The following is a 25,176-nucleotide window of genomic DNA, read 5'->3' on the forward strand; positions in this document are numbered from 1 at the left end:
CGGCCCCGGAACGGGGGCCCGAGCGGACGGCGTACGGCGTCAGCGGTGGCCGGCGACCGCGTGCGGCTCGTAGCCGGCCTCCAGCTCGGCGACCTCGTCGTCGGTCAGCTCGACCTCGAGCGAGGCCAGGGCGTCGGTGAGGTGCTGCGGCTTCGTCACCCCGACGATCGGGGAGGTGACGGAGGGCCGCGACGACAGCCAGGCCAGGGCCACCTGCGCCCGCGGGATCCCCCGGCGACCCGCGACGGCGGCCACCGCGTCGACGACCGCCCGGTCGCCCTCGCGGTAGAGGGTGGCCCCGAACTCGTCGGTCTGCACCCGCGCGGTCTCGGTGTCCCAGTCGCGGGTGAGCCGGCCGCGCGCCAGGGGGCTCCACGGGATGACGCCCACGCCCATGTCGGCGCAGAGCGGGAGCATCTCGCGCTCCTCCTCGCGGTAGATCAGGTTGTAGTGGTTCTGCATCGAGACGAACCGCGTCCAGCCGCCGAGGTCGGCGACGTGCTGGGCCTTGGCGAACTGCCAGGCGTACATCGACGACGCCCCGAGGTAGCGGGCCTTCCCCGCCTTCACCACGTCGTGCAGCGCCTCCATGGTCTCCTCGATCGGGGTGCGCGGGTCCCACCGGTGGATCTGGTAGAGGTCGACGTGGTCCACGCCCAGCCGGCGCAGGCTGGCGTCGACCTGCGCCATGATCGCCGCCCGCGAGAGGCCGGAGCCGGTCGGGCCGGGACCCATCCGGCCGTGCACCTTGGTCGCGATGACGACCTCGTCGCGCGGCGCCATCTCGGCCAGCAGCCGGCCGGTGATCTCCTCGCTGCTGCCGCCGGAGTAGACGTTGGCGGTGTCGAAGACGGTGACCCCCGCCTCGAGGGCGGCGCGGACGATCGGCCGCGCGGCGTCCTCGTCCATCACCCACGGGTGTCCGCCGCGGCTCGGGTCGCCCCAGCTCATGCACCCCAACGTCAGCGCCGAGACCTCGAGCCCGCTGCCCCCCAGCTTCTCGTACCGCATGCCCGTCTCCTCGTCCTGCTCTCCGGTCCCCGACCCCGCCAGTGTGTCAGCGAGCCGCTCGGCCGGACGCCCCGGTGCGCGCCGGAGCCCGGCCGCTACCCTCGCCCCCATGACGAGCCGGGACAGCGACGAGGTGGTCTTCCGCGGTCGGGCCGTGGCTCCGTGGCTGTGGTGGGGGACGTGGGTGGCCATGCTGGCGGTGGCGTTCGTGCCGCCCCTGCTCGACGGCGGGCTCGACGACGGGATCGGCGACCTGCTCGTCGGTGCGTTCGCCTACGGCCTGGCGTGGGGCGTCCCGGTCTGGGTCACGCTGATCACCCTGTGGTCGATGGAGTTCTACGGCCGTACCCGGCTGACCCGCACGACGCTCCAGGTCGGGCGCGACCGGATGCCCGTCGCCGACCTCGACCCGGCGGGGGTGCGGGGCCTCGACCGCGAGCAGCCGTCGATCGGCGCCCGGCTCCGCTCCTCGATGGGCGACGTCCACCTGCCGGGGTCGGCGACGCCCGAGTTCCGCTACCTGGGCGGCTCCTACGGCACGCCCATCGGGATGGACGCCGTGAGCCTGCCGCTGCGCAACGGCGGCGTCGTCCGCTTCTACGTGCGCGACCGCGCGGCGCTGCTGACCGCCGTGGACCGGGTGCTCGCCGGGGGCTGACCCCGTGGGCCGGGCCTCCGCCGAGGGGGACGGGTCAGACGTCGGTGACCCGGACGCCGGCGTGGGCCTTGTAGCGCCGGTTGATCGCGATGAGGTTGGCCGTCAGGGCCTCGACCTGGTGGGCGTTGCGCCGCCGGCCGGCGTACACCCCGCGCATGCCGGGGACCGCGTCGGCGAGCGCCTGGACCAGGTCGGTGGCCTCCCGCTCGTCGCCCAGCACGAGCACGTCGGTGTCGATCGAGTCGACCTCGGGGTCCTCGAGCAGCACCGCGGAGACGTTGTGGAACGCACCGACCACAGTGGAGTCGGTGAGGATCGCCGCGGCCTGCTCGGTGGCGGAGCCCTCCTCGACCTTCAGCGCGAAGGGGCCCTGCTTGTCGAAGCCCAGCGGGTTGACGCAGTCGACGACGACCTTGCCGTCGAGGTGGGGCTTGAGCTCGCGGAGCAGCTCGGCGTGCCCGTCCCACGGCACCACCACGAGCACCAGGTCGCCCGCGGCGGCCGCGTCGGCGTTGGCCGCGCCGGTCACGGCGCTCCCCGTGGAGCCGAGCGCCCCGGTCAGCTCCGCGGCGGCGGCCTCGGCCTTCTCGGCCGCCCGGCTGCCCAGCACCACGGTGAGCCCGGCCTGGGCGAAGCGCCGGGCCAGGCCGCGCCCCTGGGGGCCGGTCCCGCCCAGGATCGCGATCGTCTTGTCCTGCAGCTCGGTCACGTGCGTGCTCCTCGTCGTCGGGGGGTTGCGGGTCACCCTGTCACGGTCGACGGGGTGGGCCAGCGGGGTGGTTCAGCGGGGTGGCTCGGCGGGGTGGTTCAGCGGGAGACGAACTTCTCGATCAGCGCCTGCGCCTCGGCACCGCGGACCATCTCGGTGATCGTCCGGGCCTCCTCGACCCCGGTCTCCGTGCGCGACATCTCCCAGCTCTGACGCAGCAGCCGACGGACGTGGCCCAGCGCCGTGGCGGGGCCGGACGCCAGGGCGGTCGCGAGCTCCCGCGCCCGGGTCGCGGGGTCGGCGTGCACCTCGGTGACCAGGCCCCAGTCGACGGCCTCGTCGGCCGTGGCCGGGCGGCCGAGCAGGGCGAAGGCCAGCGCCCGCTGCTGCCCCATCGCCCGCGGCAGCAGGTAGGACGCCCCGCAGTCGGGCGTGAAGCCGATGCCCGGGTAGGCGAAGACGAACTTCGTGGCGGGGTCGGAGACGATCACGTCGCAGCTGAGCATCAGCGCGAGCCCCGCGCCGGCGACCGCGCCCTGCACCGCGGCGACCACGGGCTTCTCCGTCGTCGCCAGGGCGCGGAAGGCGGCGTCGAGCTCGAGCGCCAGCTGGTGGATGTACGCCGGCTGGTCCTCCGCCGAGGCGAACGACGCGACGTCGCCGCCCGCGCAGAACCTGGGCCCGGCCCCGGTCACCAGGACGGCCCGGACCTCGGGGTCGGCCGCCGCCCGCCCGACCGCGTCCGCGAGCTCACGGGTCGTCGCCAGGTCGAAGGCGTTGGCGGCGTCGGGACGGTCGAGCTCGAGGTGCGCGACACCGTCGGTGACGGCGTACGAGACCAGTGCCGCCATCAGGCCCTCCGGAAGAGCGCGGCCAGCGCCTGGCCGCCGCCGATGCACATCGTGACGATGCCCAGCTCGAGGTCGCGGCGGACCATGTCCTTGGCGACCCGCAGGGTGAGGATGGCGCCGGTCGCGCCGACCGGGTGGCCGAGCGCGATCGCCCCGCCGTAGGGGTTGACCCGGTCGGGGCGCAGCCCGGCGTCGCGGATCACCGCGACGGCCTGGGAGGCGAACGCCTCGTTGAGCTCGATCACCCCGATGTCGTCGGGGGTGGTGCCCGTCTTCTCGAAGAGGTTCTGCAGTGCCAGCACGGGGGCGTAGCCCATCAGCTCGGGCTCCATCGCGCCGGTGGCGACGGCCTCGATGGTGACCAGGCCGGTGAGGCCGCGCTCGATGACCGCCGACTCCCGGGCCAGCACCAGCGCGGCGCCGCCGTCGTTGATCCCCGAGGCGTTGCCGGCGGTGACGGTGCCGTCCTTCTTGAACGCCGGCCGCAGGCTGGCGAGCGTCCCGAGCGTGGTGTCGGGCTTGGGGTGCTCGTCGACGGAGACGGTGAACGGCTTGCGGCCGCCCACCTCGACCTCGACGATCTCCTCGGCGAACGCCGCCCGCGCGGCGTCGCTCGCGGCGCGACGCTGGGACTCGGCGGCGAACTCGTCCTGCCGCTGCCGGGAGACGTCGTACTTCTCCGCCACGTTCTCCGCGGTGACGCCCATGTGGATGCCGTGGAACGGGTCGGTCAGCATCATCACGGTGCCGTCGGCGAGCTCGCGGTTGCCCAGCTTGTAGCCGGTGCGGGCGCCGAAGTCGTAGAACGGCATCCGGGTCATCGACTCGTCGCCGCCGGCGAGGGTGAAGTCCAGGTCGTTCCAGCGCATCTCCATCGCCGCCGACCAGACGGCCTGCAGGCCGGAGCCGCAGAGCCGGTTGACGGTGTAGGCCGGCACGTTCTTCGGAAGGCCCGCGGCCACGGCGACGCGGCGGGCGTTGTAGGCGTCGGGGCCCACCTGCCCGATGCAGCCCATGACGACCTCCTCGATCTCCTCGCCGGCGATCCCGGAGCGCTTCAGCGCCTCCCGGGCCGCGGTCGCGCCCAGCTCGTGGCCGGGGACGTCCTTGAAGACGCCGCCGAAGCTGCCGATGGGGGTGCGGGCACCGTCGAGGACGACGATCCTGTCGTTGTTCATGTGTCCCTCTGTCGTCAGGAGCGGGCGCCGCCGTGGCGGCGCTCAGGAGTAGGTGTAGAAGCCCCGACCCGTCTTGCGCCCGAGCAGGCCGGCGTCGACCATTCTGGCCAGCAGCGGCGGGGCGGCGTACAGCGGCTCCTTGAACTCCTCGTAGAGGGACTCCGCGACGGCCTTCGTCGTGTCGAGGCCGATCAGGTCGGCGAGCGCGAGGGGGCCCTGCGGGTGCGCGGCGCCCAGCACCAGGCCGCGGTCGATGTCCTCGGCGGTGGCGAAGCCCGACTCCAGCATCCGGATCGCCGAGAGGACGAACGGGATGAGCAGCGCGTTGACCACGAAGCCGGCGCGGTCCTGGCAGTCGATCGCCTTCTTGCCGAGGGTCTCCTCGACGAAGGCGCGGCTGCGCGCGGTGGTCTCGTCGGCGGTCAGCAGGCTCGGCACGAGCTCGACGAGCTGGAGCACCGGCACGGGGTTGAAGAAGTGGATCCCGATGACCTGCTCGGGCCGCTCCGTCACGACGCCGAGCTTCATGATCGGGATCGAGGAGGTGTTGGAGGCCAGGATCGCCGACCGGTCCTCGACGACCTTGTCGAGGGTGCGGAAGAGCTCGGTCTTGGCGTCCTCGTCCTCGACGATCGCCTCGACCACGAGCTCGCGGTCGGCCAGCTCCCCGAGGTCGGTGACGACCCGGACGCGCTCGAGCACGGCGGCGGCGGAGTCGACCTTGCCCTTGGCCTCGGCGCGGGCGAGCGACTTCTCCAGGCGGGCCCGGCCGGCGTCGGCGGTCGCCGCGCTCGACTCCGCGACCACCACGTCGAGCCCGGCTCGCGCGCTGACCTCGGCGATGCCGGCCCCCATGAGCCCGCACCCGACCACTCCGACCTTCTGCACCTGCGACTGCACCGGCATGGGGTGCCACCTTCCGATCTCCGGGACTGAGTACGCCCCAGACGGTACGCAGTACCGCTCGGTAACCCGAACCCGGCGGGTCGCCTCAGCGCACGCGGCGGTCCTCGAAACGGGTCCCCCACGCCGCGCAGAGCCCGCCGAGGGCTCCGAAGAGGTGGCCCTGCCAGGAGACCCCGGCCTGACCGGGCAGGACGCCCCACAGCGCGCCGCCGTAGAGCAGGAAGACCACGACGCCGAGCGCGATCTGCCCCGGCCGCCGCGTGAAGACGCCGCGGACCAGCAGGTAGAGGAGCCACCCGAAGACCAGGATCGACGCCCCGAGGTGGACCGTGCCGACGCCGCCGAAGAACCACGTCCCGAGCCCGCCGACGATCCAGACCACCGTCGTGACGACGAGCCAGCGCCCCACGCCCGAGAGGAGGATCAGGAAGCCGAGCACCAGCAGCGGGACCGAGTTGGCGACCAGGTGGTCCCACCCCAGGTGCAGCAGCGGGGCGAGCAGGATCCCCATCAGGCCGTCGGAGTAGCCGGGGCGGATCCCCTCGTCGTCGAGCTGGTTGCCGGTGGCGGCGTCGTACCCCTCGATCACCCAGAGCAGGGCGACGAAGCCGGCGCTCCACAGCGCGGCGGTCCGCCAGGCGGCGAAGCGCGACGGCCCGCGCTCGACGTACGGACCCGGGGAGGCGGACGACCAGCCTGACATGCCCCCACGCTAGGCGGCCGGGACAACCCGCGCTGAGGTCGTAGGACGTCCAAGGAAATGCGCTAGCGTGGCCGCATGAGCCGACCGCCCGCCCCCGACGCCGCCCCCGGGCCACGCGACCCGATCCGGGAGGCGCGCGTGCAGTGGGTGCGGCACGGCTGGGACGAGGCCGCCGACGGGATGGCGATGGTGACCTCGGTGGTCCGCGCCCACCAGCTGCTGATGGAGCGGATCGACGGGGCGCTGCGCCCGCTCGGGCTCACCTTCGCCCGCTACGAGGTGCTGCGGCTGCTCTCCTTCGTCCGCGAGGGCGCGATGCCGATGACCCGGCTGGGCTCCCTGCTGCAGGTGCACCCGACCAGCGTGACGAGCGCGGTCGACCGCCTGGTGAAGCAGGGGTACGCCGAGCGGCTGCGGCACCCGGACGACGGCCGGGTCGTGCTCGCCTCCCTCACCGACGAGGGTCGGGCGGTCGTCGAGGGGGCCACCGTCGCGCTCAACAGCGAGGTCTTCGAGAAGCCCGGCCTCTCCCCCGAACGGGTCAAGCAGCTCACCGGGCTGCTCGCCGAGCTGCGGGCCGGAGCCGGCGACCACGTCGCCCCGGACCTGACCCGTTGAGAGCTACCTGAGGGTAGCGCACCTCGGGCTTCCCCTCCGATAGTTGGGCGTCCTAGTATCGAGATACTTGGAAGTCCTACCACTCCCCCGCGAAGGGTTCCGATGTCTCACTCCCCCGACCTGCACGTGCCGACCCACCCGGTCCGCCTCGTCACCGCCTCGAGCCTCTTCGACGGCCACGACGCCTCGATCAACATCATGCGGCGGATCTTCCAGTCCCAGGGCTGCGAGGTGATCCACCTCGGCCACAACCGCTCGGTCCAGGAGGTCGTCGACGCGGCGCTCGAGGAGGACGTGCAGGGCGTCGCGGTCTCGTCGTACCAGGGCGGCCACGTGGAGTACTTCGAGTACCTCGTGGAGTCGCTGCGCGCCGCGGGCGCCGGCCACGTCAAGGTCGTGGGCGGGGGCGGCGGCGTGATCGTGCCCGCCGAGATCACGCGGCTGCGCGAGTCGGGCGTCACCATCTTCTCCCCCGAGGACGGCCAGAAGATGGGCCTCGTCGGGATGATCAACTCCGTCGTCCGCGACTGCGACTTCGACCCGTGGGCGATCCGCCAGGTCAGCGCCGAGGAGGTGCTGACCGGCGACCGCACCGCCGTGGCGCGCGCCCTGACCGGCGCCGAGACCGGCCAGCTGCCCGACGACGTGCTGGCCCGGATCCGCGAGGCGGCCGCCGCCCGCACCACCCCCGTCCTCGGCATCACCGGCACCGGCGGCTCCGGCAAGTCGAGCCTCACCGACGAGATCGTCCGCCGGTTCCGCGTCGACCAGCAGGACAAGCTGCGGATCGCCGTCGTCGCGGTCGACCCCACCCGACGCAAGGGCGGCGGCGCGCTGCTCGGCGACCGGATCCGCGCCAACTCCCTCGACGGCGACCGCGTCTTCTTCCGCAGCCTCGCCACCCGCGGCGCCCACGAGGTGCCCGAGCACCTGGCCGACGTCATCGCCACGACGAAGGCCGCCGGCTTCGACCTGGTCATCGTCGAGACCCCCGGCATCGGCCAGGGCGACGCGGCGATCGTCCCCTTCGTCGACACCTCGCTCTACGTGATGACGCCCGAGTTCGGCGCCGCCTCGCAGCTGGAGAAGATCGACATGCTCGACTTCGCCGACACGGTCGCGATCAACAAGTTCGAGCGCCGCGGCGCCAAGGACGCGCTGCGCGACGTCGGCCGGCAGATGGTGCGCAACCGGGAGGCGTTCGGCAAGCAGCCGCACGACATGCCGGTCTTCGGCACCAGCGCAGCGACCTTCAACGACGACGGCGTCACCGCGCTCTACCAGCACCTGCGCGGCGTCCTCGGCGAGCTGGGCCTGCCCGTCGCCGAGGGGACGCTGCCCCACGTCGACGTGCGCCACTCCTCCGGGATCCGCCAGGTCGTCCCGACCGACCGGGTCCGCTACCTCGCCGAGATCACCGAGACGGTCCGCGACTACCACCGCCGGACCGAGGAGTACGTCGAGGCCGCCCGCCGCGTGCAGCGGCTCGACGTGGTGCAGGGCGAGCTGGTCGAGGCCGGCGAGGGCGCCGACAACGTCGGCGGCCTGCTGGAGAAGGCGCGCAAGCAGCTGCCCCACGAGGTGGCCGACCAGATCGAGGCGTGGCCGGCCGTCGTGGAGTCGTACTCCGGCGACGAGCAGGTCGTGAAGGTCCGCGACCGCGAGATCCACACCACGCTCACCCGCGAGTCGCTGAGCGGCAACAAGATCCCCCGCGTCGCGCTTCCCCGGTACGCCGACCACGGCGAGCTGGTCCGCTTCTGGCGCAAGGAGAACCTGCCCGGGTTCTTCCCCTTCACCGCGGGCGTCTTCCCGTTCAAGCGCGACGGCGAGGACCCGGCCCGGATGTTCGCCGGCGAGGGCGACCCCGCGCGCACCAACCGCCGGTTCAAGATCCTCAGCTCCGACGGCGAGGCCACCCGCCTCTCCACCGCCTTCGACTCGGTCACCCTCTACGGCCGCGACCCCGACCCGCGCCCCGACGTCTACGGCAAGGTCGGCACCTCCGGCGTCTCGGTCGCCACGCTCGAGGACATGAAGGTGCTGTACGACGGCTTCGACCTGGTCGCGCCGAGCACCAGCGTGAGCATGACGATCAACGGGCCCGCCCCGACGGTGCTCGCCTTCTTCCTCAACACCGTCATCGACCAGCAGGTCGAGAAGTTCCGCGAGGCCGAGGGGCGCGAGCCGTCCGACGACGAGCACGCCCAGCTGGCGGCGTACGCCCTGGCCAACGTGCGCGGCACCGTGCAGGCCGACATCCTCAAGGAGGACCAGGGGCAGAACACCTGCCTCTTCTCCACCGAGTTCTCCCTGCGGATGATGGCCGACATCCAGGAGTGGTTCATCCAGCAGAAGGTCCGGAACTTCTACTCGGTCTCGATCTCGGGCTACCACATCGCCGAGGCCGGGGCGAACCCGATCAGCCAGCTCGCGTTCACGCTCGCCAACGGCTTCACCTACGTCGAGGCCTACCTCGCGCGCGGGATGGACATCGACGACTTCGCGCCCAACCTGTCGTTCTTCTTCTCCAACGGCATGGACCCGGAGTACTCGGTGCTGGGCCGCGTCGCCCGCCGGATCTGGGCGGTGGCGATGAAGGAGAAGTACGGCGCCAACGAGCGGTCGCAGAAGCTGAAGTACCACGTGCAGACCTCCGGGCGGAGCCTGCACGCGCAGGAGATGGACTTCAACGACATCCGCACCACGCTTCAGGCGCTCATCGCGATCTACGACAACGCCAACAGCCTGCACACCAACGCCTACGACGAGGCGGTCACCACCCCGACCGAGGAGTCGGTGCGCCGCGCCCTGGCGATCCAGCTGATCATCAACCGCGAGTGGGGCCTGGCGATGAACGAGAACCCCCTGCAGGGCTCCTTCATCATCGACGAGCTCACCGACCTGGTGGAGGAGGCCGTGCTGCGCGAGTTCGACTCGCTCAACGAGCGCGGCGGCGTGCTCGGCGCGATGGAGACCGGCTACCAGCGCGGCCGGATCCAGGACGAGTCGATGCTCTACGAGCACCGCAAGCACGACGGCTCGCTGCCGATCATCGGCGTCAACACGTTCGTCAAGCCCGACTCCGACGTCTCGCCGGCCGAGGTCGAGCTGGCCCGGGCGACCGAGGCCGAGAAGGAGTCGCAGCTGCGCCGGGTGCGCGAGTTCCAGGCCGCCCACGGCCCCGAGGCCCAGGAGGCGCTGGCCCGCCTCAAGGACGCGGCCGTCTCGGGCGAGAACGTCTTCGCCGTGCTGATGGACGCCGCCCGCGTCTGCTCGCTGCAGCAGGTGACCGAGGCGTTCTTCGAGGTCGGCGGCCAGTACCGCCGCAACGTCTGACCCTCCGCCCCAACCCGTTCCACACAGTCCCACCCGATCCACCCCGCCCCACCCCGCTTCCCGCCCACCTCCTCCCTCCCCGGGCGGGGATCCCGATAGTCCCCCGCGTTCTGACACCTCCCACGGCGTGTCGCCGGTCAGAACGCGGGGGACTATCTCCTTTCCCGGGCGGCGGTAGGCGGGTGGGTCGCATGACGCGGGGTCCTGTCGGGCACTCACCCGGGGCCGCCGCACGCGGTCACGCACCGCCACGGCCCACGCCGACACCCACGCCCCCGTCAGGGAAGGAACCCCCATGTGCCGAGTCCTCGCCTACGTCGGGCCGGAGGTCCCGTTGAAGAGCCTGCTGCTCACCCCGGAGAACAGCCTCCTCAACCAGACCCTCGACCCCGAGCGGCACCCCCAGCTGCAGCTGGCCGGCTGGGGCTTCGCCGCGTGGAGCGAGAACTTCTGCGACCCCGAGAAGCCCTTCGTCTACCGCCGCCCGATGGCCGCGTTCTACGACGACAACGTCCCGACCGTCGTCCCGGCGCTACAGGCCCACACGATGCTGGCCCACGTGCGCGCGGCCTCCTACAACGCGCACGTCGTGCTCGCCGACGAGAACTGCCACCCGTTCGTCTTCGACGGCTCCCCGTGGACCATCGCGCAAAACGGCTTCGTCCCGGGCTGGCAGGTCCTCCAGCGCGAGCTGCTGCCGCACTGCAAGGACGAGTACCTCACGCAGATGACCGGCACCACCGACACCGAGTTCCTCTCCGTGCTGCTGCTCTCGGTGATGGAGAGCGACAGCGACGAGGACGTCAAGCGTGCCGTCGAGGAGGTCGTGCGCCTCGTCGCGGACGCGCGCGAGAAGCTCGGCGAGCCGGGGCTGACCAAGATGAAGATGGCGCTGGTCTCCCCCCGCCGGGTCATCGGGATCAACACCGGCCTCGGACACCAGGGCGAGACCGACCCCCGGGGCGACTGGCGGGAGCTGAGGAAGGCGGAGCCGGGCACGGACGACCTCTCCCTCGGCATGCTGCTGGAGCCGATGTACATGCTGACCGGTCGCCACCTGCAGACGGAGCAGGGCACCTACGGCTTCGACGAGTGCGGCGACGAGGACGCAACGTCCGCGATCTTCGCCTCCGAGCCGCTGACCGACGAGACCGAGGACTGGTCGATGCTGGAGTTCGGGCAGATCGTCTTCCTCGAGAAGGACGGCGAGGGCATCACCCGGACCGTCGACGACCTGAAGGTGTAGGCGGGCGCACGGAGGCGTCGTACGGCGTCGGCTCACTGCGCCCCGAGAGCTCGATAGTCCCCCACAAACTGACCATCCCCCGCGGCGTGCCGCCGGTCAGAACGTGGGGGACTATCTCCACACCGGGGTCAGGGGACCGGGGAGAAGCCGCCGTCCACGTTGACGCTGGCGCCGGTGACGTACGACGCCCGGGGCGAGAGCAGGAACGACGCCACGTCGGCGAACTCCTCGGCGCGGCCGAGCCGGCCCATCGGGATCCGCAGCCGCTCGGCCAGCGCGGCGGTGAAGGCGCCGTACTCCTGGCCCGACCGCTCGGCAGCGCGCACCCACTGGTCGCTGTCGACGTAGCCGATGAGGATCGCGTTGACCCGGACCCCGGTGGGCGCGAGCTCCTGGGCCATCGCCTTGGTCCAGGCGAGCCCGGCCGCCCGCGAGGCCGAGGTCGGGAGGCTCCCGGCGACGGGCGCCTTCGCCGAGACCGCGAGGCTGTTGAGGACCGCTCCCCCGCGCTCCTTCAGGTGCGGCAGCGCGGCCCGGGTGAGCCGGACCATCGCCATCACCTTGAGCTCGTGGTCGGCGAGGATCTCGCCGTCGCCCAGCCCCTCGAACGAGCCCGCGGCGGCCGCCCCCGCGTTGTTCATGATCCCGTCGAGCCGGCCGAACTGCTCCAGCGCGCGGTCGACGAGCCGCTCCAGGTCGGCGACCTGCCGGACGTCGGCGCGCACCCCGACCGCCCTGCCGGGCAGCCCGTCGAGGCTGGAGACGGCGCGGCTCAACCGCTTCTCGTCGCGGCCGCAGACCACGACGCCCGCCCCCTCGCCGGCGAGCCGGTGCGCGGTCGCCAGTCCGAGCCCGTCGGAGCCGCCCGTGACGACGAACGCTCGACCCTTCAGTCCCAGGTCCATCTCGATCTCCTCGTTGCCGGTGGACCCCCATCCTGCTCCGCCGGCCCTAGGCGCGGCCAGCGGGGTGCGACTACCGCGGAGCCACGGCACCAGCACGATCACGGCGTACGTCGGGGGCGATCGCCAGGATGCCCAGCAGCGGGAGCACGGCCAGGACGAGCAGGCTGCCCGGGATGCCCAGCACCTCGCCGAGCCCGGCGACGACGGCCGACCCGACGCTGCCGCCGACGAGGAAGACCAGGGAGGCGATCCCCAACGCGGCTCCGCGGACGACGTCGGGGACCGTGTCGCTGACCGTGGCGATCATCGCGGGCTGCCCGAGCCCGAAGGCGAAGGTGGTGAGCACGACGGCGACCGAGACGGCGACCGGCCACGCCTGGGCGGTCGCCAGCGCCGAGACGAGCAGCGACCCGGCGGCCACCAGCGCCGCGACGACCAGGGTCTGCGGACCCCCGCGGGCCGCGAGCAGCCGCGACGTGGCGCGCGGGACGACGAGGGCGACCACGGCGCTCGGCAGCAGGAGCACGCCGACCTCCCAGGCGGCCCAGCCGTCGTCGACCAGCGCGGCCGGCACCCCGACGAGCATCGCGAACCACGAGGCCGGCATCGCCGCCGCGGCCAGGGCCGAGCGGACCACGGTCCCGTTGCGGATCACCGACGCCGGCAGGAAGCCGTGCGGGTGCCGGCGCACCCGGCGGGCAACCAGCGGCGTGCCCAGGACCAGCAGCGCGGCGCCCACCGCCGCGACGACGACACCGGTGGAGGGCGACTGCACGACCATCACGAGCCCGGCCGAGGTGCCGGCGACGAGCACGGCACCCACGAGGTCGAGCCGCGCGCCGGAGCCGCCGCCGGCGACCGTCTGCCAGAGGAAGGGCAGCACGAGCAGCCCGAGGACCGGCAACGCCATCACGGCCCGCCAGTCGACCGCGTGCTCGACGGCGCCCCCGACCAGGGGACCCACGCAGCTGACGGCCGCGGCCACGGCGGCCAGCCGCCCGAGCGCGAGGCCGCGCACCTCCCCCTCGTAGCGCGCGCTGAGCACGGTGACGCCCAGCGTCGGTACGGCGGCCGCCCCGGCGCCCTGCAGCACGCGGGCGCCGAGCAGCAGCTCGAACGACGTGGCCACGGTGGCGCCCAGGGCACCGACGGTCATCAGCCCGACGCCCACGAGGAGCGGGATCCGCACCCCGACCAGGTCGGAGACCCGCCCGTAGACCGGGGTCGCCACGGCGAGGAAGAGGACGTAGGCGCTGATCGTCCAGGCGGCGACGCCGACGGAGGTGTCGAACTCGGACGCCACCGCCGGCAGCGCGATCGCCGCCGAGGAGGAGCCCATGCCGGCCAGCCCGAAGAGGAGGCCGAGCAGCAGGGAGACGCGGCGCGCGTCCTGGAGCGGGGTCACGCCGGAGGCCAACGGGGAAGGCGCCGGCCGCATTCCCCGGGGGCAACGGGGACGGCTGGTGTCACTTCCCGGCCCCGACCGCCCCGACCGCCCCGAGGCTGAACGCGACGTACTGCGCGGCGACCTGCTCGGGGGTGTAGAGGCCCCCCGGGCGGTACCAGCTGGCGATCCCCTGGCACATCGTGACCACCGCGCGGGCAGCGGCCCGGGGCTCCGTGGTGGTGAAGACGCCCTCCTCGACGCCGAGCTCGACCTCGTCGTCGACCAGGTGCTGCTGCTCGCTGCGGATTCCGGCGTGCCGGCGCCGGTCCCGGGTCGGGAGCGCCCGCATCTCGCTGGTGCCGAGGAAGGAGAGCTCCGGCCGGTGGGCGTGGAAGAGCGAGAGCGCCTCGACGAGGTGGACGAACCGCTCCCGCGTGTTCGTGCCCTCCTCGCGGGCCGCGTGGCTGCGGGCCAGCAGGTCGTCCATGCCGAGGTCGAAGAGCGCGCTGAGCATCGCCTGCTTGCCCGGGTAGTAGTGGTAGAGCCCGGGGACCGACAGGCCGGCCCGCCGGGCGATGTCGCGCACGGACGACCCGTGGAACCCCTTCTCGGTGAAGGACTGGAGCGCGCCGCGGAGGGCGACGTCGAGGTCCAGCGGCGGGAAGTCGCGCCACTGCAGCTGCTCGTCGGGCGCGGGACGGGGCCCGCCGTCGACGGCGAGCTCGGGGTGCAACCGCCGGGGGTCCACGTCGAGCGCGGTGGCCAGGGAGAGGGCGCGCTCGGCGCTCAGCGCCGTCTTGCCGGTCTCGAGCTGGCTCAGCGTCGCGGCGCTCACCCGGGCACGCTCGCCGAGCTCGCGCAGGCTCAGACCGCGCTCCTTGCGGACGGCGCGCAGGGCCTCGCCTGCGCCGCCCGGTTCCTGGGGGGCGCCCGGCGGAGCGGACGTCGACAGATCGGTCACGTTCAGACCGTACCGCACTTGAAGATCAGACGCTCGGGCGAACTGAACAGAAACTCTAGTCGTGTGGGCCTAGACACACGGTTTCGTTCGGCTTAATCTAGCGATCACTCAGTCATCGCTAAACAAAGGGAATGCCATGGACTTCGACCTGCCCCCCGCGCTGACGGACTTCCTCGCGGAGCTCGACGCCTTCATCGAATCTGAGATCAAGCCGCTGGAGGAGAAGCACCCGCAGTACTTCGACCACCGTCGCGAGTGGGCCAGGACCAACTGGGAGGCCGACGGCGTCCCCGCCCAGGAATGGGAGGACCTGCTGGCCGAGATGAAGCGCCGCGCCGACCAGGCCGGTCTCTTCCGCTACGCGCTGCCGAAGGAGCTCGGCGGCCGCGGCGCCAGCAACCTCGAGATGGCCGTCGTCCGCGAACACCTCGCCGCCAAGGGCCTGGGGCTGCACAACGACCTCCAGAACGAGTCGTCGATCGTCGCCAACCTCCCCTTCGCGCTGATCGTCCACGAGTTCGGCACCCAGGAGCAGAAGGACGACCTCATCGAGGGGATGATCACCGGCACCCGCGGGGTCGCCTTCGCCCTCACCGAGCCCGACCACGGCAGCGACGCCACCTGGATGGAGACCACCGCCAAGCGGGACGGCGACCACTGGGTCATCAACGGCCGCAAGAAGTGGAACTCCGGGGTCCACAGCGCCACCCACGACGTCGTCTTCGCCCGCACCAGCGGCAAGGACGGCGACGCCCGCGGCATCACCGCGTTCATCGTCCCCATGGACACCCCCGGCCTCGAGGTCACCAGCTACGACTGGACCTTCAACATGCCCACCGACCACGCCAACGTGTCGGTGGACGACGTCCGGGTGCCCGACTCGGCCATCCTCGGCGCCGAGGACGAGGGCCTCATGATCGCCCAGCACTTCCTCCACGAGAACCGGATCCGCCAAGCCGCCTCCAGCCTCGGCGCCGCCCAGTACTGCATCGACCGCGCCGTCGAGCGGGCACGGGAGCGCAAGACCTTCGGCGAGCCGCTGGCGAAGAAGCAGGCCGTCCAGTGGCCCCTGGTCGAACTGCACACCGAGGCCGAGATGGTCCGCGGCCTGGTCCGCAAGGCCGCCTGGACCCTCGACCGAGCCGGCAACCCCACCGAGGTCAGCGAGTACGTCTCCATGGCCAACTACCGGGCCAACCGCCTCGTCTGCGAGGCCGCCGACCGCGCCATGCAGGTCTTCGGCGGCGAGGGCTACTCCCGCAACCAGCCGTTCGAGCACATCTACCGCCACCACCGCCGCTACCGCATCACCGAAGGCGCCGAGGAGATCCAGATCCGCAAGGTCGCCGGCACCCTCTTCGGCTTCATGGGACGCCGCAAGCAGCAGGCCTGACCCGATCCACGCCCCGGCCCCCGTCGCCCGCACCCCCCTGGTCACCCAGGACGGCGCGGTGGCGGGGGCCGAGGTGCGTGGCGAGCACCACGCACGACACCACACGAGAAGACACCCACGGAAAGGCGGACGAACGATGCGCGCATGGCAGGTGCAGGACCTGGGAGAGCCCGACGAGGTGATGCGGCTGGTCGAGGTGCCGGATCCGCGGCCCGCGGACGGCGAGGTGCTGGTCCGGGTCGACGCGGCCGCCCTGAACTTCCCCGACCTGCTGTTGTGCCGGGGCAAGTACCAGGAGAAGCCCGAGCTGCCCTTCACCCCCGGCCTCGAGGCCGCCGGGACGATCGTCGAGGGCCCGCGCGCCGGCGAGCAGGTCGTCGTCGCCCCGGGGCTCCCCCGCGGTGCCCTGGCCGGGTTGATCTGCGTCCCCGAGGCCGACGTGCTCCCCGTTCCCGAGGGGATGCCGCTGGTCAAGGCCGCAGCCATGCTCACGACGTACCACACCGGGTGGTCGGGCCTGCACCGTCGCGCGGCGCTGCAGGCCGGGGAGACCCTCCTCGTCCACGCGGGCGCCGGCGGCGTCGGCAGCGCGGCGATCCAGCTGGGCAAGGCCGCGGGCGCGACGGTGATCGCGACCGCCGGCGGGCCGGAGAAGGTGCAGGTCTGCCGCGACCTGGGCGCCGACGTGGTGGTCGACTACCTCGCCGAGGACTTCGTCGAGGTGGTCAAGGAGGCCACCGGCGGGCGCGGCGCCGACGTCGTCTACGACTCCGTGGGCGGCGACGTCTTCGACCGCAGCCGCAAGTGCATCGCGTTCGAGGGCCGGATCCTCGTCATCGGCTTCGCCGGCGGGCGGATCCCCGAGGTCGCGGTCAACCACGTGCTGATCAAGAACTACAGCGTGGTGGGGCTGCACCACGGCCTCTACCGGCGCTACGAGCCCACGTTGGCCCGCACCATCCAGGAGGACCTGGCCCGGCTGTGGGCCGACGGCCTGATCGACCCGCTGATCGGGGGCGAGGTCGCGATGGAGGAGGCCCCGGCGGCGCTGGCCCGCCTCGGCGACCGTGGCACGGTGGGCAAGATCGTGGTGCGACCGCACGACGCCTGAGCGGTGCGCCGCCCGGCACGGCACGACGAAGGGGACGGACCGCGTGGTCCGTCCCCTTCGTCGTGAGCCGTACGTCGTGCGTGGGGCGGCTCAGCTGCCCACGAGCTCCTCCTCGTCGACCGCGGCGGACCGGCCGCCCACGGTGGGTGCCCCCTGCCCGCTGAGCAGGCCGCGCTTGCCCGGGACCCGGTCGACCACGGGCCGCAGCGCGGCCCGGGCCAGGCCCGCGATCCCGAAGGGCATCACGAACATGAAGATGATCAGCGAGAGGCCGTAGACCATGCCCGCGGCCGCCTGGTTGATCCCGGCCGTCCACTCCGGCACGTAGGTGATGAAGAAGGCGCCGAAGACCGCGCCGCTGATCGTGCCGAGGCCGCCGACGACGATGAGCGAGATGAACGCGATCGCCATCACGAGGCCGAAGGAGTCGGGCCCGACGAACTGGACGACGTAGACGTAGAGCACGCCGCCGACGCCGGTGTAGGCGGCGCTGATCGCGAAGACCATGGTCTTGGTCCGTGAGCTGCGCACCCCGAGCGTGCGGGCGACGGTCTCGTTGTCGCGGACCGCCACCAGCGAGCGGCCGATCCGGCCGGTGGAGAGGCGCCGGGTGAGGATCCACGCCACCAGCACGCCGACCAGGCACAGCAGGTAGACCCACTGGTCGCGCTCCAGGCCGGTCCACTCCGGCGGCTGGGCCGTGTAGAGGTTGATCCCCTCCTGGCCCTTGGTGAAGTCGTCGAGCCGCTTGATCGCCGAGGGCGTCACGATGGCCAGGGCCAGGGTGACGAGCGCCAGCTGCAGGCCCTGGAGCCGCAGCGCCGGTAGCCCGAAGAGGTAGCCGAGGACGAAGGTGACCACGACCGCGACCGGGAGCACCGCCAGGTAGTGCCAGCCGTCCTGGATCGCCACGGCCGCCACGTAGGCCCCGGTGGCGAAGAAGGCGCTGTGGCCCAGGGAGATCTGGCCGTTGAAGCCGGTCAGCAGGTTGAGCCCCATGCCGACGATCGCGTAGATCATCACCATGCTGAGGTCGAAGTTGACGTAGGGCTGCACGTAGAGCGGCAGCAGCGCCGCGACTCCCGCCACGAGGCAGAAGGTCGCCACCCGCAGCCAGGTCGGCGCGTCCAACGGCGCGTGCGGCTCGCGCAGCCGCGCCAGCTGCTGGCGGACGGCGCCGAACGCCCCCATCCCGCCTGAGGTCCTGCGCTCGTCGCTCATACCCGTGCCACCGTCCTGCTCCCGAAGAGCCCCTCAGGCTTGAAGAGGAGGACCGCCATGATGATGATCAGGGCGACCGCCTGCTTGAAGTCGTTGCCGATGATGTCGATGTAGGTGCCGGCCATGTTCTCCAGCACGCCGACCAGCAGCCCGCCGATGAGCGCTCCCACCGGGCTGTCGAAGCCGCCCAGCGTCGCGGCGGCGAACGCGTAGAGCAGCATCGCGGCCATCATGTTGGGTTGCAGGAAGAGCTGCGGCGCCGCGAGCGCGCCGACCAGGGCACCGATCGCCCCGGCCAGGCCCCAGCCGAGCATCAGCATCCGGCCGACCGGGATGCCCGAGAGCCGGGCCGACTCCGGGTTGCTGGCCGCGGCCCGCATGTCCAGGCCCAGCCGCGTCTTCTGGAAGAGGAAGTAGAGCAGCACCGACATGACGGCGACGGCCAGGATGATGCCCAGCGCCTGCCGCGACATCGCGGAGGCGCCGACGTCGACCACGCCCTCGCCGAAGACCGGCGGCACCTGCTTGGTGAGGTAGCCCCACGTCCAGCCCGCCCCGCTGGTCAGCACGAGCATGAGCCCCAGGGTCACGATGATCAGCGACAGGTGGGCGGCCGCAGTGGTGCCGAAGGGGCGGATCAGGACCCGCTCCACGCCGGCGCCGAAGGCGAAGGCGATGAGCATCGAGAGCCCGATCGCCAGGACCAGCGGCACGCCCCACGTGTGGGCCTGCCAGGTGAGGAAGGCCGCGAACATCGCCATCTCGCCCTGGGCGAAGTTGACGATGCCGGAGGCCCGGTAGACCAGGACGACGCTCAGCGCGAGCGCGCCGTACAGCGCGCCGGTGGCGAGGCCGTCCAGCAGCTGTTGGAGGAAGAGCTCCATCTCAAGACTCCTTCGTGGGGGTCGCCGGCCGCAGGGGCACGGCTGCCTCAGTAGCCGAGGTAGGCACGACGGATGTCGTCGTTGTCGCGGAGCTCCTGGGCGGTGCCGGAGGAGACCATGCGGCCCGCCTCGAGCAGCATCGCGGTGCTCCCGATGTCCAGCGCGAGGTGCGCGTTCTGCTCGACGATCAGCATCGCCGTCCCGGTCTCGGCGTTGATCCGGCCCAGGGACGCGAAGAGGTCCCGGGTCGTGTTGGGCGCCAGGCCCAGCGACGGCTCGTCGAGCAGCAGCAGCCGGGGGCCGGGCATCAGGGCCCGGGCCACGGCGAGCATCTGCTGCTCACCGCCGCTGAGGCTGCCCGCCTGCTGGGTGCGCCGGTCGCCGAGCCTGGGGAAGATCTCGTACCACTTGCCGATCTCCGCCTTCTCGTCGCCGCGGGACAGGTGGGCCCCGATCCGCAGGTTCTCCTCCACCGTCATGTTGGCGAAGGTCCCGCGGCCCTGCGGCACGTGGGAGACCCCGAGCGCGGCGATCCGCTCGCTGGGCAGGCCGAGCAGCTGCCGCCCGTCGAGGGTGGCCCGGCCGCGACCCTTGATGATCCCCGAGAGCGCGCGGAGCAGGGTGGTCTTCCCGGCGCCGTTGGCGCCGAGCACCACCGCGACCTGTCCCTGCTCGACGGTGAGGCTGACGTCGCGCAGCACCTCCACGGGGCCGTAGCCCGCGTGCAGGCCCTGCACCTCCAGCAGCGTGCTCATGCGGCACCTCCCAGGTAGGCCTCGATGACGGCGGGGTCGGACCGGACGGCGTCGGGCCGCCCGTCGGCGATCTTGCGGCCGAGGTTGAGGACGACGACCTGGTCGGAGACGCTCATGACCATCGCCATGTGGTGCTCCACGAGGAGCACGGAGAGACCGCGCTCGTCGCAGAGCCGGCGGATCGTGCCTGCCAGCTCGAGCACCTCCTCGTGGATCAGGCCGTTGGCCGGCTCGTCCAGCATGAGCAGCTCGGGGGACGCCATGAGGGCCCGCGCCAGCTCGACGCGCTTGAGGGTGCCGTACGGCAGCCCGGCGGCGAGCTTGTCGGAGACGTCGGAGAGGCCCAGGTCGGCCAGGAGCTCCCGGGCCGCGGCGACCTCCTTGCGCTCCTCGCGGCGGACCAGCGGCAGGCCGAGCCCGCTCGGGCCGAAGCCCGAGCGGGTCCGGTGGTAGCCACCGGCCAGGACGTTCTCCAGCACCGTCATCGAGCCGAAGAGGCCCAGGTTCTGGAACGTCCGGGCGATCCCCGCCGACGCGATCTGCTCGGTGCGGAGCCCGAGCAGGTCGACGCCGGCGAGGGTGATCGAGCCGGAGTCCGGCTGGTAGAGCCGGCTGATGCAGTTGAACAGGGTGGTCTTGCCGGCCCCGTTCGGCCCGATCAGCCCGCAGATCTCACCGCGCCGCAGGTCGAACGAGGGCCCGTCGAGCGCCGTCACCCCGCCGAACCGGAGGTGGACGTCGCGGACCGAGAGGAACGGCTCCGCCGACCCACCGCGGGTCGTGGACTCGGCCATGGGTCACCCACGCTCCAGCACGTCGCCGGTGAGCTGCCAGGTCTTGCCGTCGAACTCCATCATCTGCACCTGGGTGGTGAAGAAGGGGTAGTCCTCGGCGGTCTTGACCGTCACCTCGGGGAGGAAGAGGTCGGGGGCGACGCCCTCGAGGCTCTGCGCGCTCTCGAGCATGTCCTCGCGGGTGCAGCCCTCCATCCCCTCGAGGACGGCGACCATGATCTGGGCGGTGGTGTAGCCGTTGGCGGCCGTGGAGTCGGCGGCCTCGACGTCGGAGCTGTGCTTCTTGGCGAACTCCATCCACGCCTTCATGCCCTCGTCGTCGGACCAGCTCGGGTCGGAGACGTCCTTGAGCCAGGTGAACGAGACCGCGTCGACGGCGCCCGCGCCGGCCGGCTGCATGATGTTCTTCGCGTGGTTGGTGCCCGAGGTGACCAGCGTGAGCGGCTTCCAGCCGATCTCGTTGGCCTTCTTCAGGGACTGCGTCATGAAGGTGCCGGTGGCGTAGTTGAGCCAGACGTCGGCGCCGGAGCTCGACAGGTTGACCACCTGGGAGTCGGCCGAGCCGCCCGACTGCTCGTAGGCCTGGGTGCTGACGATCTCGATGTCGCTGCCCTCGAACTCGGCCTCGAAGTTGTCGACCATGCCCTTGCCGAAGCCGTCGTTCTGGTAGAGGATCCCGACCTTCGCGCCGGGGGCGTTCTCCCGCACGTAGTCGGCCATCACCTTGGCCTCGAACTCGTACTGCGGCAGGAAGGCCATCGACCAGTTCTCCTCCTGGTCGAGGAACTCGTCGGTGCCGGTCATGGCGAAGAGGTTGGGGATGCCCTCGCCCTGCATGTAGTCGCTGATCGCCAGGTTGGGCGAGGTGCCGAGCACGTTCATCATCGCGAAGATGCCGTCCTCCTCGACGAGGCTGCGCGTGTTGCTCACGGTGCGCGCCGGGTCGTAGGCGTCGTCCATGGCCTTGTACTCGACCTTGCGGGTCTTGCCGTCGCCCATCTTGACGCCGCCGGCGGCGTTGATGTCGTCGAAGTAGGCGTCGCTGGCGCGGGCGATGGCGCCGTAGACGGCGGCCGCGCCGGACATCGGCAGGCTCGACCCGATCTTCACCGTCGAGTCGGTGATGCCGGTGTCGCAGCCCCCGGAACCCGAGGCACTCGAGTCGTCACGCCCGCCACACGCGGACAGGACCAGGGCGCCGCAGACGGCGAGGACGGAAAGACGGCGGTTCATGATGCCTCCGGGAAACGTTTGGTCCGCACACCGGGGTCGGTGTCGAAAGTTCACTGCATACCGATCGATCGCTCCACAGCGAACACGTTGAACGGGCACTCAGTCAAGAGCCACGCCTGAAAAAGTGTGATCCAGTTCACCGAACGAACTGAAAAAGGTTTAGCCTTCCGAGCGCGCGCTCGTTCAGTTACTGTGTCGCACGTCTCCCACCAACCCCGTCGGGGCCGCCTCGGCGCCCCGCCCGACGAGAGTTGCCCCGTTGGACACCATGGCCCCCTCCCCGCCCCGCGGCGGCACCGAGCAGGAGCTCGTCGACCGCCTCGAGGAGCGTCTGTGCGCGCTGCTCGGCGACGGCACCCGCCTGACCGGGCTGCGTCGCGTCTCGGGCGGCGCCAGCCGTCAGACCTGGGCGCTGGACGTGCGCTCCCCCGACGGCGCGGAGCAGGCCCTCGTGCTGCGCCGCGACCCCCCGTCGGAACCCCGCCCCGAGGAGATGGCCCGCGAGGCGGTCGCGCTGCGGGCCGCCCGGCGCCACGGCGTCCCGGGCCCGGACCTCGTCGACGCGAGCACCGACCCGGGAGTGCTCGGCGCCCCCTACCTCCTCATGACGTTCGTGCAGGGCGAGACGATTGCCCGCAAGATCCTCCGCGACGACCGCTTCGCCGTGGCCCGCTCGCGCCTCGTCGCCGACCTGGGGCGGGCCGCAGCGGCCATCCACCAGGTGCCGGCCGCCGAGGTCGCCGGCCTCCCGACGTTCGACATGCTCGCCGAGCTGCGCGCCCGCTACGCCTCCGTCGGGGTGCTGCGGCCGGCGATCGAGCTCGCCTTCCGCTGGCTCGAGGAGCACCGCCCGCCGCCCACGCCCGAGCCCGTGCTCGTGCACGGCGACTTCCGGCTGGGCAACGTCATCGTCGACGAGCAGGGCCTGGCCGCCGTGCTCGACTGGGAGCTGGTGCACGTCGGCGACCCGATGGAGGACCTCGGCTACCTCTCGATCCGCGCCTGGCGCTTCGGCGGCCCGCTGCCGGTGGCAGGCGTCGGCGGCTTCGACCAGCTCTTCGACGCCTACGAGGAGGCCAGCGGGGTCCGTCCTGACCCCGAGGTCGTCTTCTGGTGGCAGGTGCTCGGCACGCTCTCGTGGGCTGTCGGCTGTCTCCAGCAGGCCCACCGGCACTTCTCCGGGGCGACCCGGTCGGTCGAGCTGGCCGCCATCGGACGACGCACGGCCGAGCAGGAGCACGACCTACTCCGCATGCTCCATCCCCGCCTCCGCACGAGCAGGAGCTCCTGATGCTGCACACCTACCCCGATGCCCGCGAGATCGTCACCGCGGTCACCGAGTTCCTGCGTGACGAGGTCATGCCCCGGACCGAGGGGGCCCTCTCGTTCCACGCCCGAGTCGCTGCCAACCTGCTGGACACCCTCGGCCGCGAGCTCGAGCAGGGCGCCCCCGGCGAGGCCAGGCTGGCCGCCTGGCTCGAGCAGCTCGGCGTCGCCGACGAGGACGAGCTGGCGCTGAAGATCCGCGCCGGCGAGCTCGCGGACGACGACGCGGACGTGGTCGACGCTCTCTGGACCGCCACCGTCGACCGGCTCGCGGTCGCCAACCCCAAGTACCTCGACGACGACGTGGCGGACGACCCGCGCTCCGCCGCCGCCCACTGACCCCCACACCTTCCGGGAGGAAACCCCATGCACACCCAGACCGAGACCCCCACGCCGCACACCCGGCTCTCCTGGGTCGACCAGGTCAGCAAGCACGCCCGGAGCAAGCCCGAGCACGCGGCCCTGCGGTTCCGCGGCGAGACCACCACCTGGGCCCAGCTCGACGACCGCACCCGCCGTCTCTCGTCCGCGCTCAGGGCGCGAGGCGTCGGCGAGGGCGACCGCGTCCTCGTGCTGCTCACCAACCGCCCCGAGTTCGTCGAGTCGCTCGTCGCGATCAACCGGCTCGGCGCGATCGCCGTCCCTGTGAACTTCCGCCTCGTCGCCGACGAGGTCGCCTTCCTCGCGGAGAACTCGGGCTCCTGCGCCGTGGTGGTCGAGGAGTCCCTCTCCGACCTGGTCAGCAAGGTGCGGGCGGGCAAGGAGGACCGCCTCCCCTGCCTCGTCGTGGCCGGCGACCCAACGGGTGCCGGCCGCGGGGCCGAGGCCTACGAGGACGTGATCGCCTCGGCCGAGCCGCTGCCGGGCGACGGCCCGCAGGACCTGTCGGCCTGCGCGCTCATCATGTACACCTCCGGCACCACCGGGCTGCCCAAGGGGGCGATGCTCACCTACGAGAACCTGCTCGGCCAGACGATCACCCTCATCCAGGCCTTCAGGCTCGTCCGGCAGGACGAGGTCGGGGCCATCACGTCGCCGATGTTCCACATCGCCGCGGTGGGCGCCCTCGTGCCGCAGCTCATCCTCGGCTACACCTCGGTGATCACCCCGACCGGCTCGTTCGACGCCGAGAGCTTCCTCGACCTCATCGAGTCGGAGGGGGCGACCAGCGCGTTCCTCGTGCCCACGCAGTGGCAGGCCGTCTGCGCCAGCCCGACGATCAAGGACCGCAAGCTCAACCTCCGCAACCTCGCGTGGGGTGCGGCGCCCGCGACCCCCTCGGTGCTCCGCGCCATGGCCGAGGCGTTCCCCGGCATCGACAACGTCTGCACGTTCGGCCAGACCGAGATGTCGCCCGTCACCACGGTGCTCACCGGCGAGGACGCGATCCGCAAGATCGGCTCGATCGGCCGCCCCGTCCCGCTGGTGGACGTGCGCGTCGTCGACCCGATGATGGAGGACGTGAAGCCGGGCGAGATCGGCGAGATCGTCTACCGCGGTCCGCAGACGATGATCGGCTACTGGCAGAACCCCGAGGCGACGGCCGACGCCTTCCGTGGGGGCTGGTTCCACTCCGGCGACCTCGTCCGGGTCGACGAGGACGGCTTCTACTACGTCGTCGACCGGCTCAAGGACATGATCATCTCGGGCGGCGAGAACATCTACAGCGCCGAGGTGGAGGCCGTCGTCGCCGACCATCCGAAGGTCAAGGAGGTCGCCCTGGTCGGGGCGCCGCACCCCAAGTGGGGCGAGACCCCGGTCGCCATCGTGGTGCCCTACGACCCGGCCGACCCGCCGATCGAGGAGGACGTGATCCGCTTCTGCGCCGAGCGCCTGGCGTCGTACAAGAAGCCGACGCAGGTCGTGGTGCTCGACGAGCTGCCGCGCAACGCCTCGGGCAAGATCACCAAGCCGCCGCTGCGGCAGATGGTCGTCGAGCGCCGCGCCGAGAGCGTGGCGCCCTGACCGGGTCCTGACCCGGGCAGCC

General features: G+C 72.1%; 23 protein-coding genes. 9 read left to right on the forward strand and 14 right to left on the reverse strand.

The genetic code is table 11. The features are described from left to right. Positions 1 to 39: 39 nt before the first annotated feature. Positions 40 to 1,011, reverse strand: a complete 972-nt coding sequence (locus tag DNK53_RS10840; RefSeq protein WP_110182240.1) for an aldo/keto reductase — start codon at positions 1,009 to 1,011, stop codon at positions 40 to 42. 109 nt (positions 1,012 to 1,120) lie between these two features. On the opposite strand from DNK53_RS10840, the gene DNK53_RS10845 reads away from it, so the two are divergent. After that, complete coding sequence (locus tag DNK53_RS10845) at positions 1,121 to 1,669, forward strand: hypothetical protein (protein ID WP_110182241.1); 549 nt, start codon at positions 1,121 to 1,123, stop codon at positions 1,667 to 1,669. A gap of 34 nt (positions 1,670 to 1,703) precedes the next feature. Here DNK53_RS10845 and npdG read toward each other — a convergent pair whose 3' ends face one another. The 5 genes from npdG to DNK53_RS10870 all read right to left on the reverse strand — a co-directional run bounded on the left by npdG (position 1,704) and on the right by DNK53_RS10870 (position 6,016). Then, positions 1,704 to 2,378 (reverse strand): NADPH-dependent F420 reductase, encoded by a 675-nt coding sequence (gene npdG, locus DNK53_RS10850; RefSeq protein ID WP_110182242.1) that lies wholly within the window; start codon positions 2,376 to 2,378, stop codon positions 1,704 to 1,706. 98 nt (positions 2,379 to 2,476) lie between these two features. Next, entirely contained in the window at positions 2,477 to 3,229 is a 753-nt protein-coding gene (locus DNK53_RS10855) for an enoyl-CoA hydratase/isomerase family protein (RefSeq protein ID WP_110182243.1), read from the reverse strand. Continuing rightward, the gene (locus tag DNK53_RS10860) at positions 3,229 to 4,407 is read right to left on the reverse strand and encodes a thiolase family protein (protein ID WP_110182244.1); all 1,179 of its coding nucleotides are present in this window, start codon (positions 4,405 to 4,407) and stop codon (positions 3,229 to 3,231) included. The genes DNK53_RS10855 and DNK53_RS10860 overlap by 1 nt, the downstream gene beginning before the upstream one ends. A 42-nt stretch (positions 4,408 to 4,449) precedes the next feature. After that, complete coding sequence (locus DNK53_RS10865; protein WP_110182245.1) at positions 4,450 to 5,313, reverse strand: 3-hydroxybutyryl-CoA dehydrogenase; 864 nt, start codon at positions 5,311 to 5,313, stop codon at positions 4,450 to 4,452. Between the two features lie 85 nt (positions 5,314 to 5,398). Then, positions 5,399 to 6,016, reverse strand: a complete 618-nt coding sequence (locus DNK53_RS10870) for a rhomboid family intramembrane serine protease (protein ID WP_110182246.1) — start codon at positions 6,014 to 6,016, stop codon at positions 5,399 to 5,401. A gap of 75 nt (positions 6,017 to 6,091) precedes the next feature. On the opposite strand from DNK53_RS10870, the gene DNK53_RS10875 reads away from it, so the two are divergent. From DNK53_RS10875 to DNK53_RS10885, 3 genes are all read left to right on the forward strand, one after another. Further along, on the forward strand, positions 6,092 to 6,634 hold the full coding sequence (locus tag DNK53_RS10875; RefSeq protein WP_110182247.1) for a MarR family winged helix-turn-helix transcriptional regulator: 543 nt from the start codon (positions 6,092 to 6,094) through the stop codon (positions 6,632 to 6,634). Between the two features lie 102 nt (positions 6,635 to 6,736). Beyond that, the gene (icmF, locus tag DNK53_RS10880; protein WP_110182248.1) at positions 6,737 to 9,973 is read left to right on the forward strand and encodes a fused isobutyryl-CoA mutase/GTPase IcmF; all 3,237 of its coding nucleotides are present in this window, start codon (positions 6,737 to 6,739) and stop codon (positions 9,971 to 9,973) included. Positions 9,974 to 10,268: 295 nt separating this feature from the next. Next, positions 10,269 to 11,219: a class II glutamine amidotransferase gene (locus tag DNK53_RS10885; RefSeq protein ID WP_110182249.1), complete on the forward strand. Its 951-nt coding sequence runs from the start codon at positions 10,269 to 10,271 to the stop codon at positions 11,217 to 11,219. Positions 11,220 to 11,347: 128 nt separating this feature from the next. Here the strand turns inward: DNK53_RS10885 and DNK53_RS10890 are convergent, their stop codons facing one another. The 3 genes from DNK53_RS10890 to DNK53_RS10900 form a co-directional block, all read right to left on the reverse strand. Further along, positions 11,348 to 12,124 (reverse strand): SDR family NAD(P)-dependent oxidoreductase, encoded by a 777-nt coding sequence (locus DNK53_RS10890; protein WP_110182250.1) that lies wholly within the window; start codon positions 12,122 to 12,124, stop codon positions 11,348 to 11,350. A gap of 70 nt (positions 12,125 to 12,194) precedes the next feature. Further along, positions 12,195 to 13,529 carry an MFS transporter gene (locus DNK53_RS10895; RefSeq protein ID WP_162599890.1) on the reverse strand — a complete coding sequence of 445 codons (1,335 nt, stop codon included), beginning with the start codon at positions 13,527 to 13,529 and terminating at the stop codon, positions 12,195 to 12,197. 61 nt (positions 13,530 to 13,590) lie between these two features. Further along, a complete protein-coding gene (locus tag DNK53_RS10900; RefSeq protein WP_204163857.1) occupies positions 13,591 to 14,472 on the reverse strand; it encodes a TetR-type transcription factor C-terminal domain-containing protein in 882 nt (293 codons plus the stop codon). Between the two features lie 136 nt (positions 14,473 to 14,608). Here DNK53_RS10900 and DNK53_RS10905 point away from each other — a divergent pair, with 136 nt between their 5' ends. Both DNK53_RS10905 and DNK53_RS10910 read left to right on the forward strand, forming a co-directional pair. Further along, a complete protein-coding gene (locus tag DNK53_RS10905) occupies positions 14,609 to 15,865 on the forward strand; it encodes an acyl-CoA dehydrogenase family protein (protein ID WP_110182252.1) in 1,257 nt (418 codons plus the stop codon). 136 nt (positions 15,866 to 16,001) lie between these two features. Continuing rightward, positions 16,002 to 16,976 carry an NADPH:quinone oxidoreductase family protein gene (locus DNK53_RS10910; RefSeq protein ID WP_110182253.1) on the forward strand — a complete coding sequence of 325 codons (975 nt, stop codon included), beginning with the start codon at positions 16,002 to 16,004 and terminating at the stop codon, positions 16,974 to 16,976. A 90-nt stretch (positions 16,977 to 17,066) separates the two neighbouring features. Here the strand turns inward: DNK53_RS10910 and DNK53_RS10915 are convergent, their stop codons facing one another. The 5 genes from DNK53_RS10915 to DNK53_RS10935 are packed head-to-tail and all read right to left on the reverse strand — an operon-like array spanning position 17,067 to position 21,863. Then, on the reverse strand, positions 17,067 to 18,197 hold the full coding sequence (locus tag DNK53_RS10915) for a branched-chain amino acid ABC transporter permease (RefSeq protein ID WP_204163858.1): 1,131 nt from the start codon (positions 18,195 to 18,197) through the stop codon (positions 17,067 to 17,069). Next, positions 18,194 to 19,081: a branched-chain amino acid ABC transporter permease gene (locus DNK53_RS10920; protein ID WP_110182255.1), complete on the reverse strand. Its 888-nt coding sequence runs from the start codon at positions 19,079 to 19,081 to the stop codon at positions 18,194 to 18,196. The genes DNK53_RS10915 and DNK53_RS10920 overlap by 4 nt, the downstream gene beginning before the upstream one ends. 47 nt (positions 19,082 to 19,128) lie before the next feature. Then, positions 19,129 to 19,836, reverse strand: coding sequence for an ABC transporter ATP-binding protein (locus DNK53_RS10925; protein ID WP_110182256.1), 708 nt, complete (start codon positions 19,834 to 19,836; stop codon positions 19,129 to 19,131). Further along, positions 19,833 to 20,630: an ABC transporter ATP-binding protein gene (locus tag DNK53_RS10930; RefSeq protein ID WP_110182257.1), complete on the reverse strand. Its 798-nt coding sequence runs from the start codon at positions 20,628 to 20,630 to the stop codon at positions 19,833 to 19,835. Before DNK53_RS10930 ends, DNK53_RS10925 begins: the two co-directional genes overlap by 4 nt. A 3-nt stretch (positions 20,631 to 20,633) precedes the next feature. Further along, positions 20,634 to 21,863 carry an ABC transporter substrate-binding protein gene (locus DNK53_RS10935; protein WP_110182258.1) on the reverse strand — a complete coding sequence of 410 codons (1,230 nt, stop codon included), beginning with the start codon at positions 21,861 to 21,863 and terminating at the stop codon, positions 20,634 to 20,636. Positions 21,864 to 22,131: 268 nt separating this feature from the next. Here DNK53_RS10935 and DNK53_RS10940 point away from each other — a divergent pair, with 268 nt between their 5' ends. Genes DNK53_RS10940 through DNK53_RS10950 form a run of 3 tightly spaced genes read left to right on the forward strand, consistent with a single transcriptional unit; the run spans position 22,132 to position 25,154 of the window. Continuing rightward, positions 22,132 to 23,154, forward strand: a complete 1,023-nt coding sequence (locus tag DNK53_RS10940; protein ID WP_239456499.1) for a phosphotransferase family protein — start codon at positions 22,132 to 22,134, stop codon at positions 23,152 to 23,154. Next, positions 23,154 to 23,528, forward strand: a complete 375-nt coding sequence (locus DNK53_RS10945) for a DUF6285 domain-containing protein (RefSeq protein WP_110182260.1) — start codon at positions 23,154 to 23,156, stop codon at positions 23,526 to 23,528. The genes DNK53_RS10940 and DNK53_RS10945 overlap by 1 nt, the downstream gene beginning before the upstream one ends. A gap of 27 nt (positions 23,529 to 23,555) precedes the next feature. Then, a complete protein-coding gene (locus DNK53_RS10950; protein ID WP_110182261.1) occupies positions 23,556 to 25,154 on the forward strand; it encodes a long-chain-fatty-acid--CoA ligase in 1,599 nt (532 codons plus the stop codon). Positions 25,155 to 25,176 lie beyond the last annotated feature (22 nt).

This window comes from Nocardioides solisilvae (assembly GCF_003194625.1).
Classification (GTDB): domain Bacteria; phylum Actinomycetota; class Actinomycetes; order Propionibacteriales; family Nocardioidaceae; genus Nocardioides; species Nocardioides solisilvae.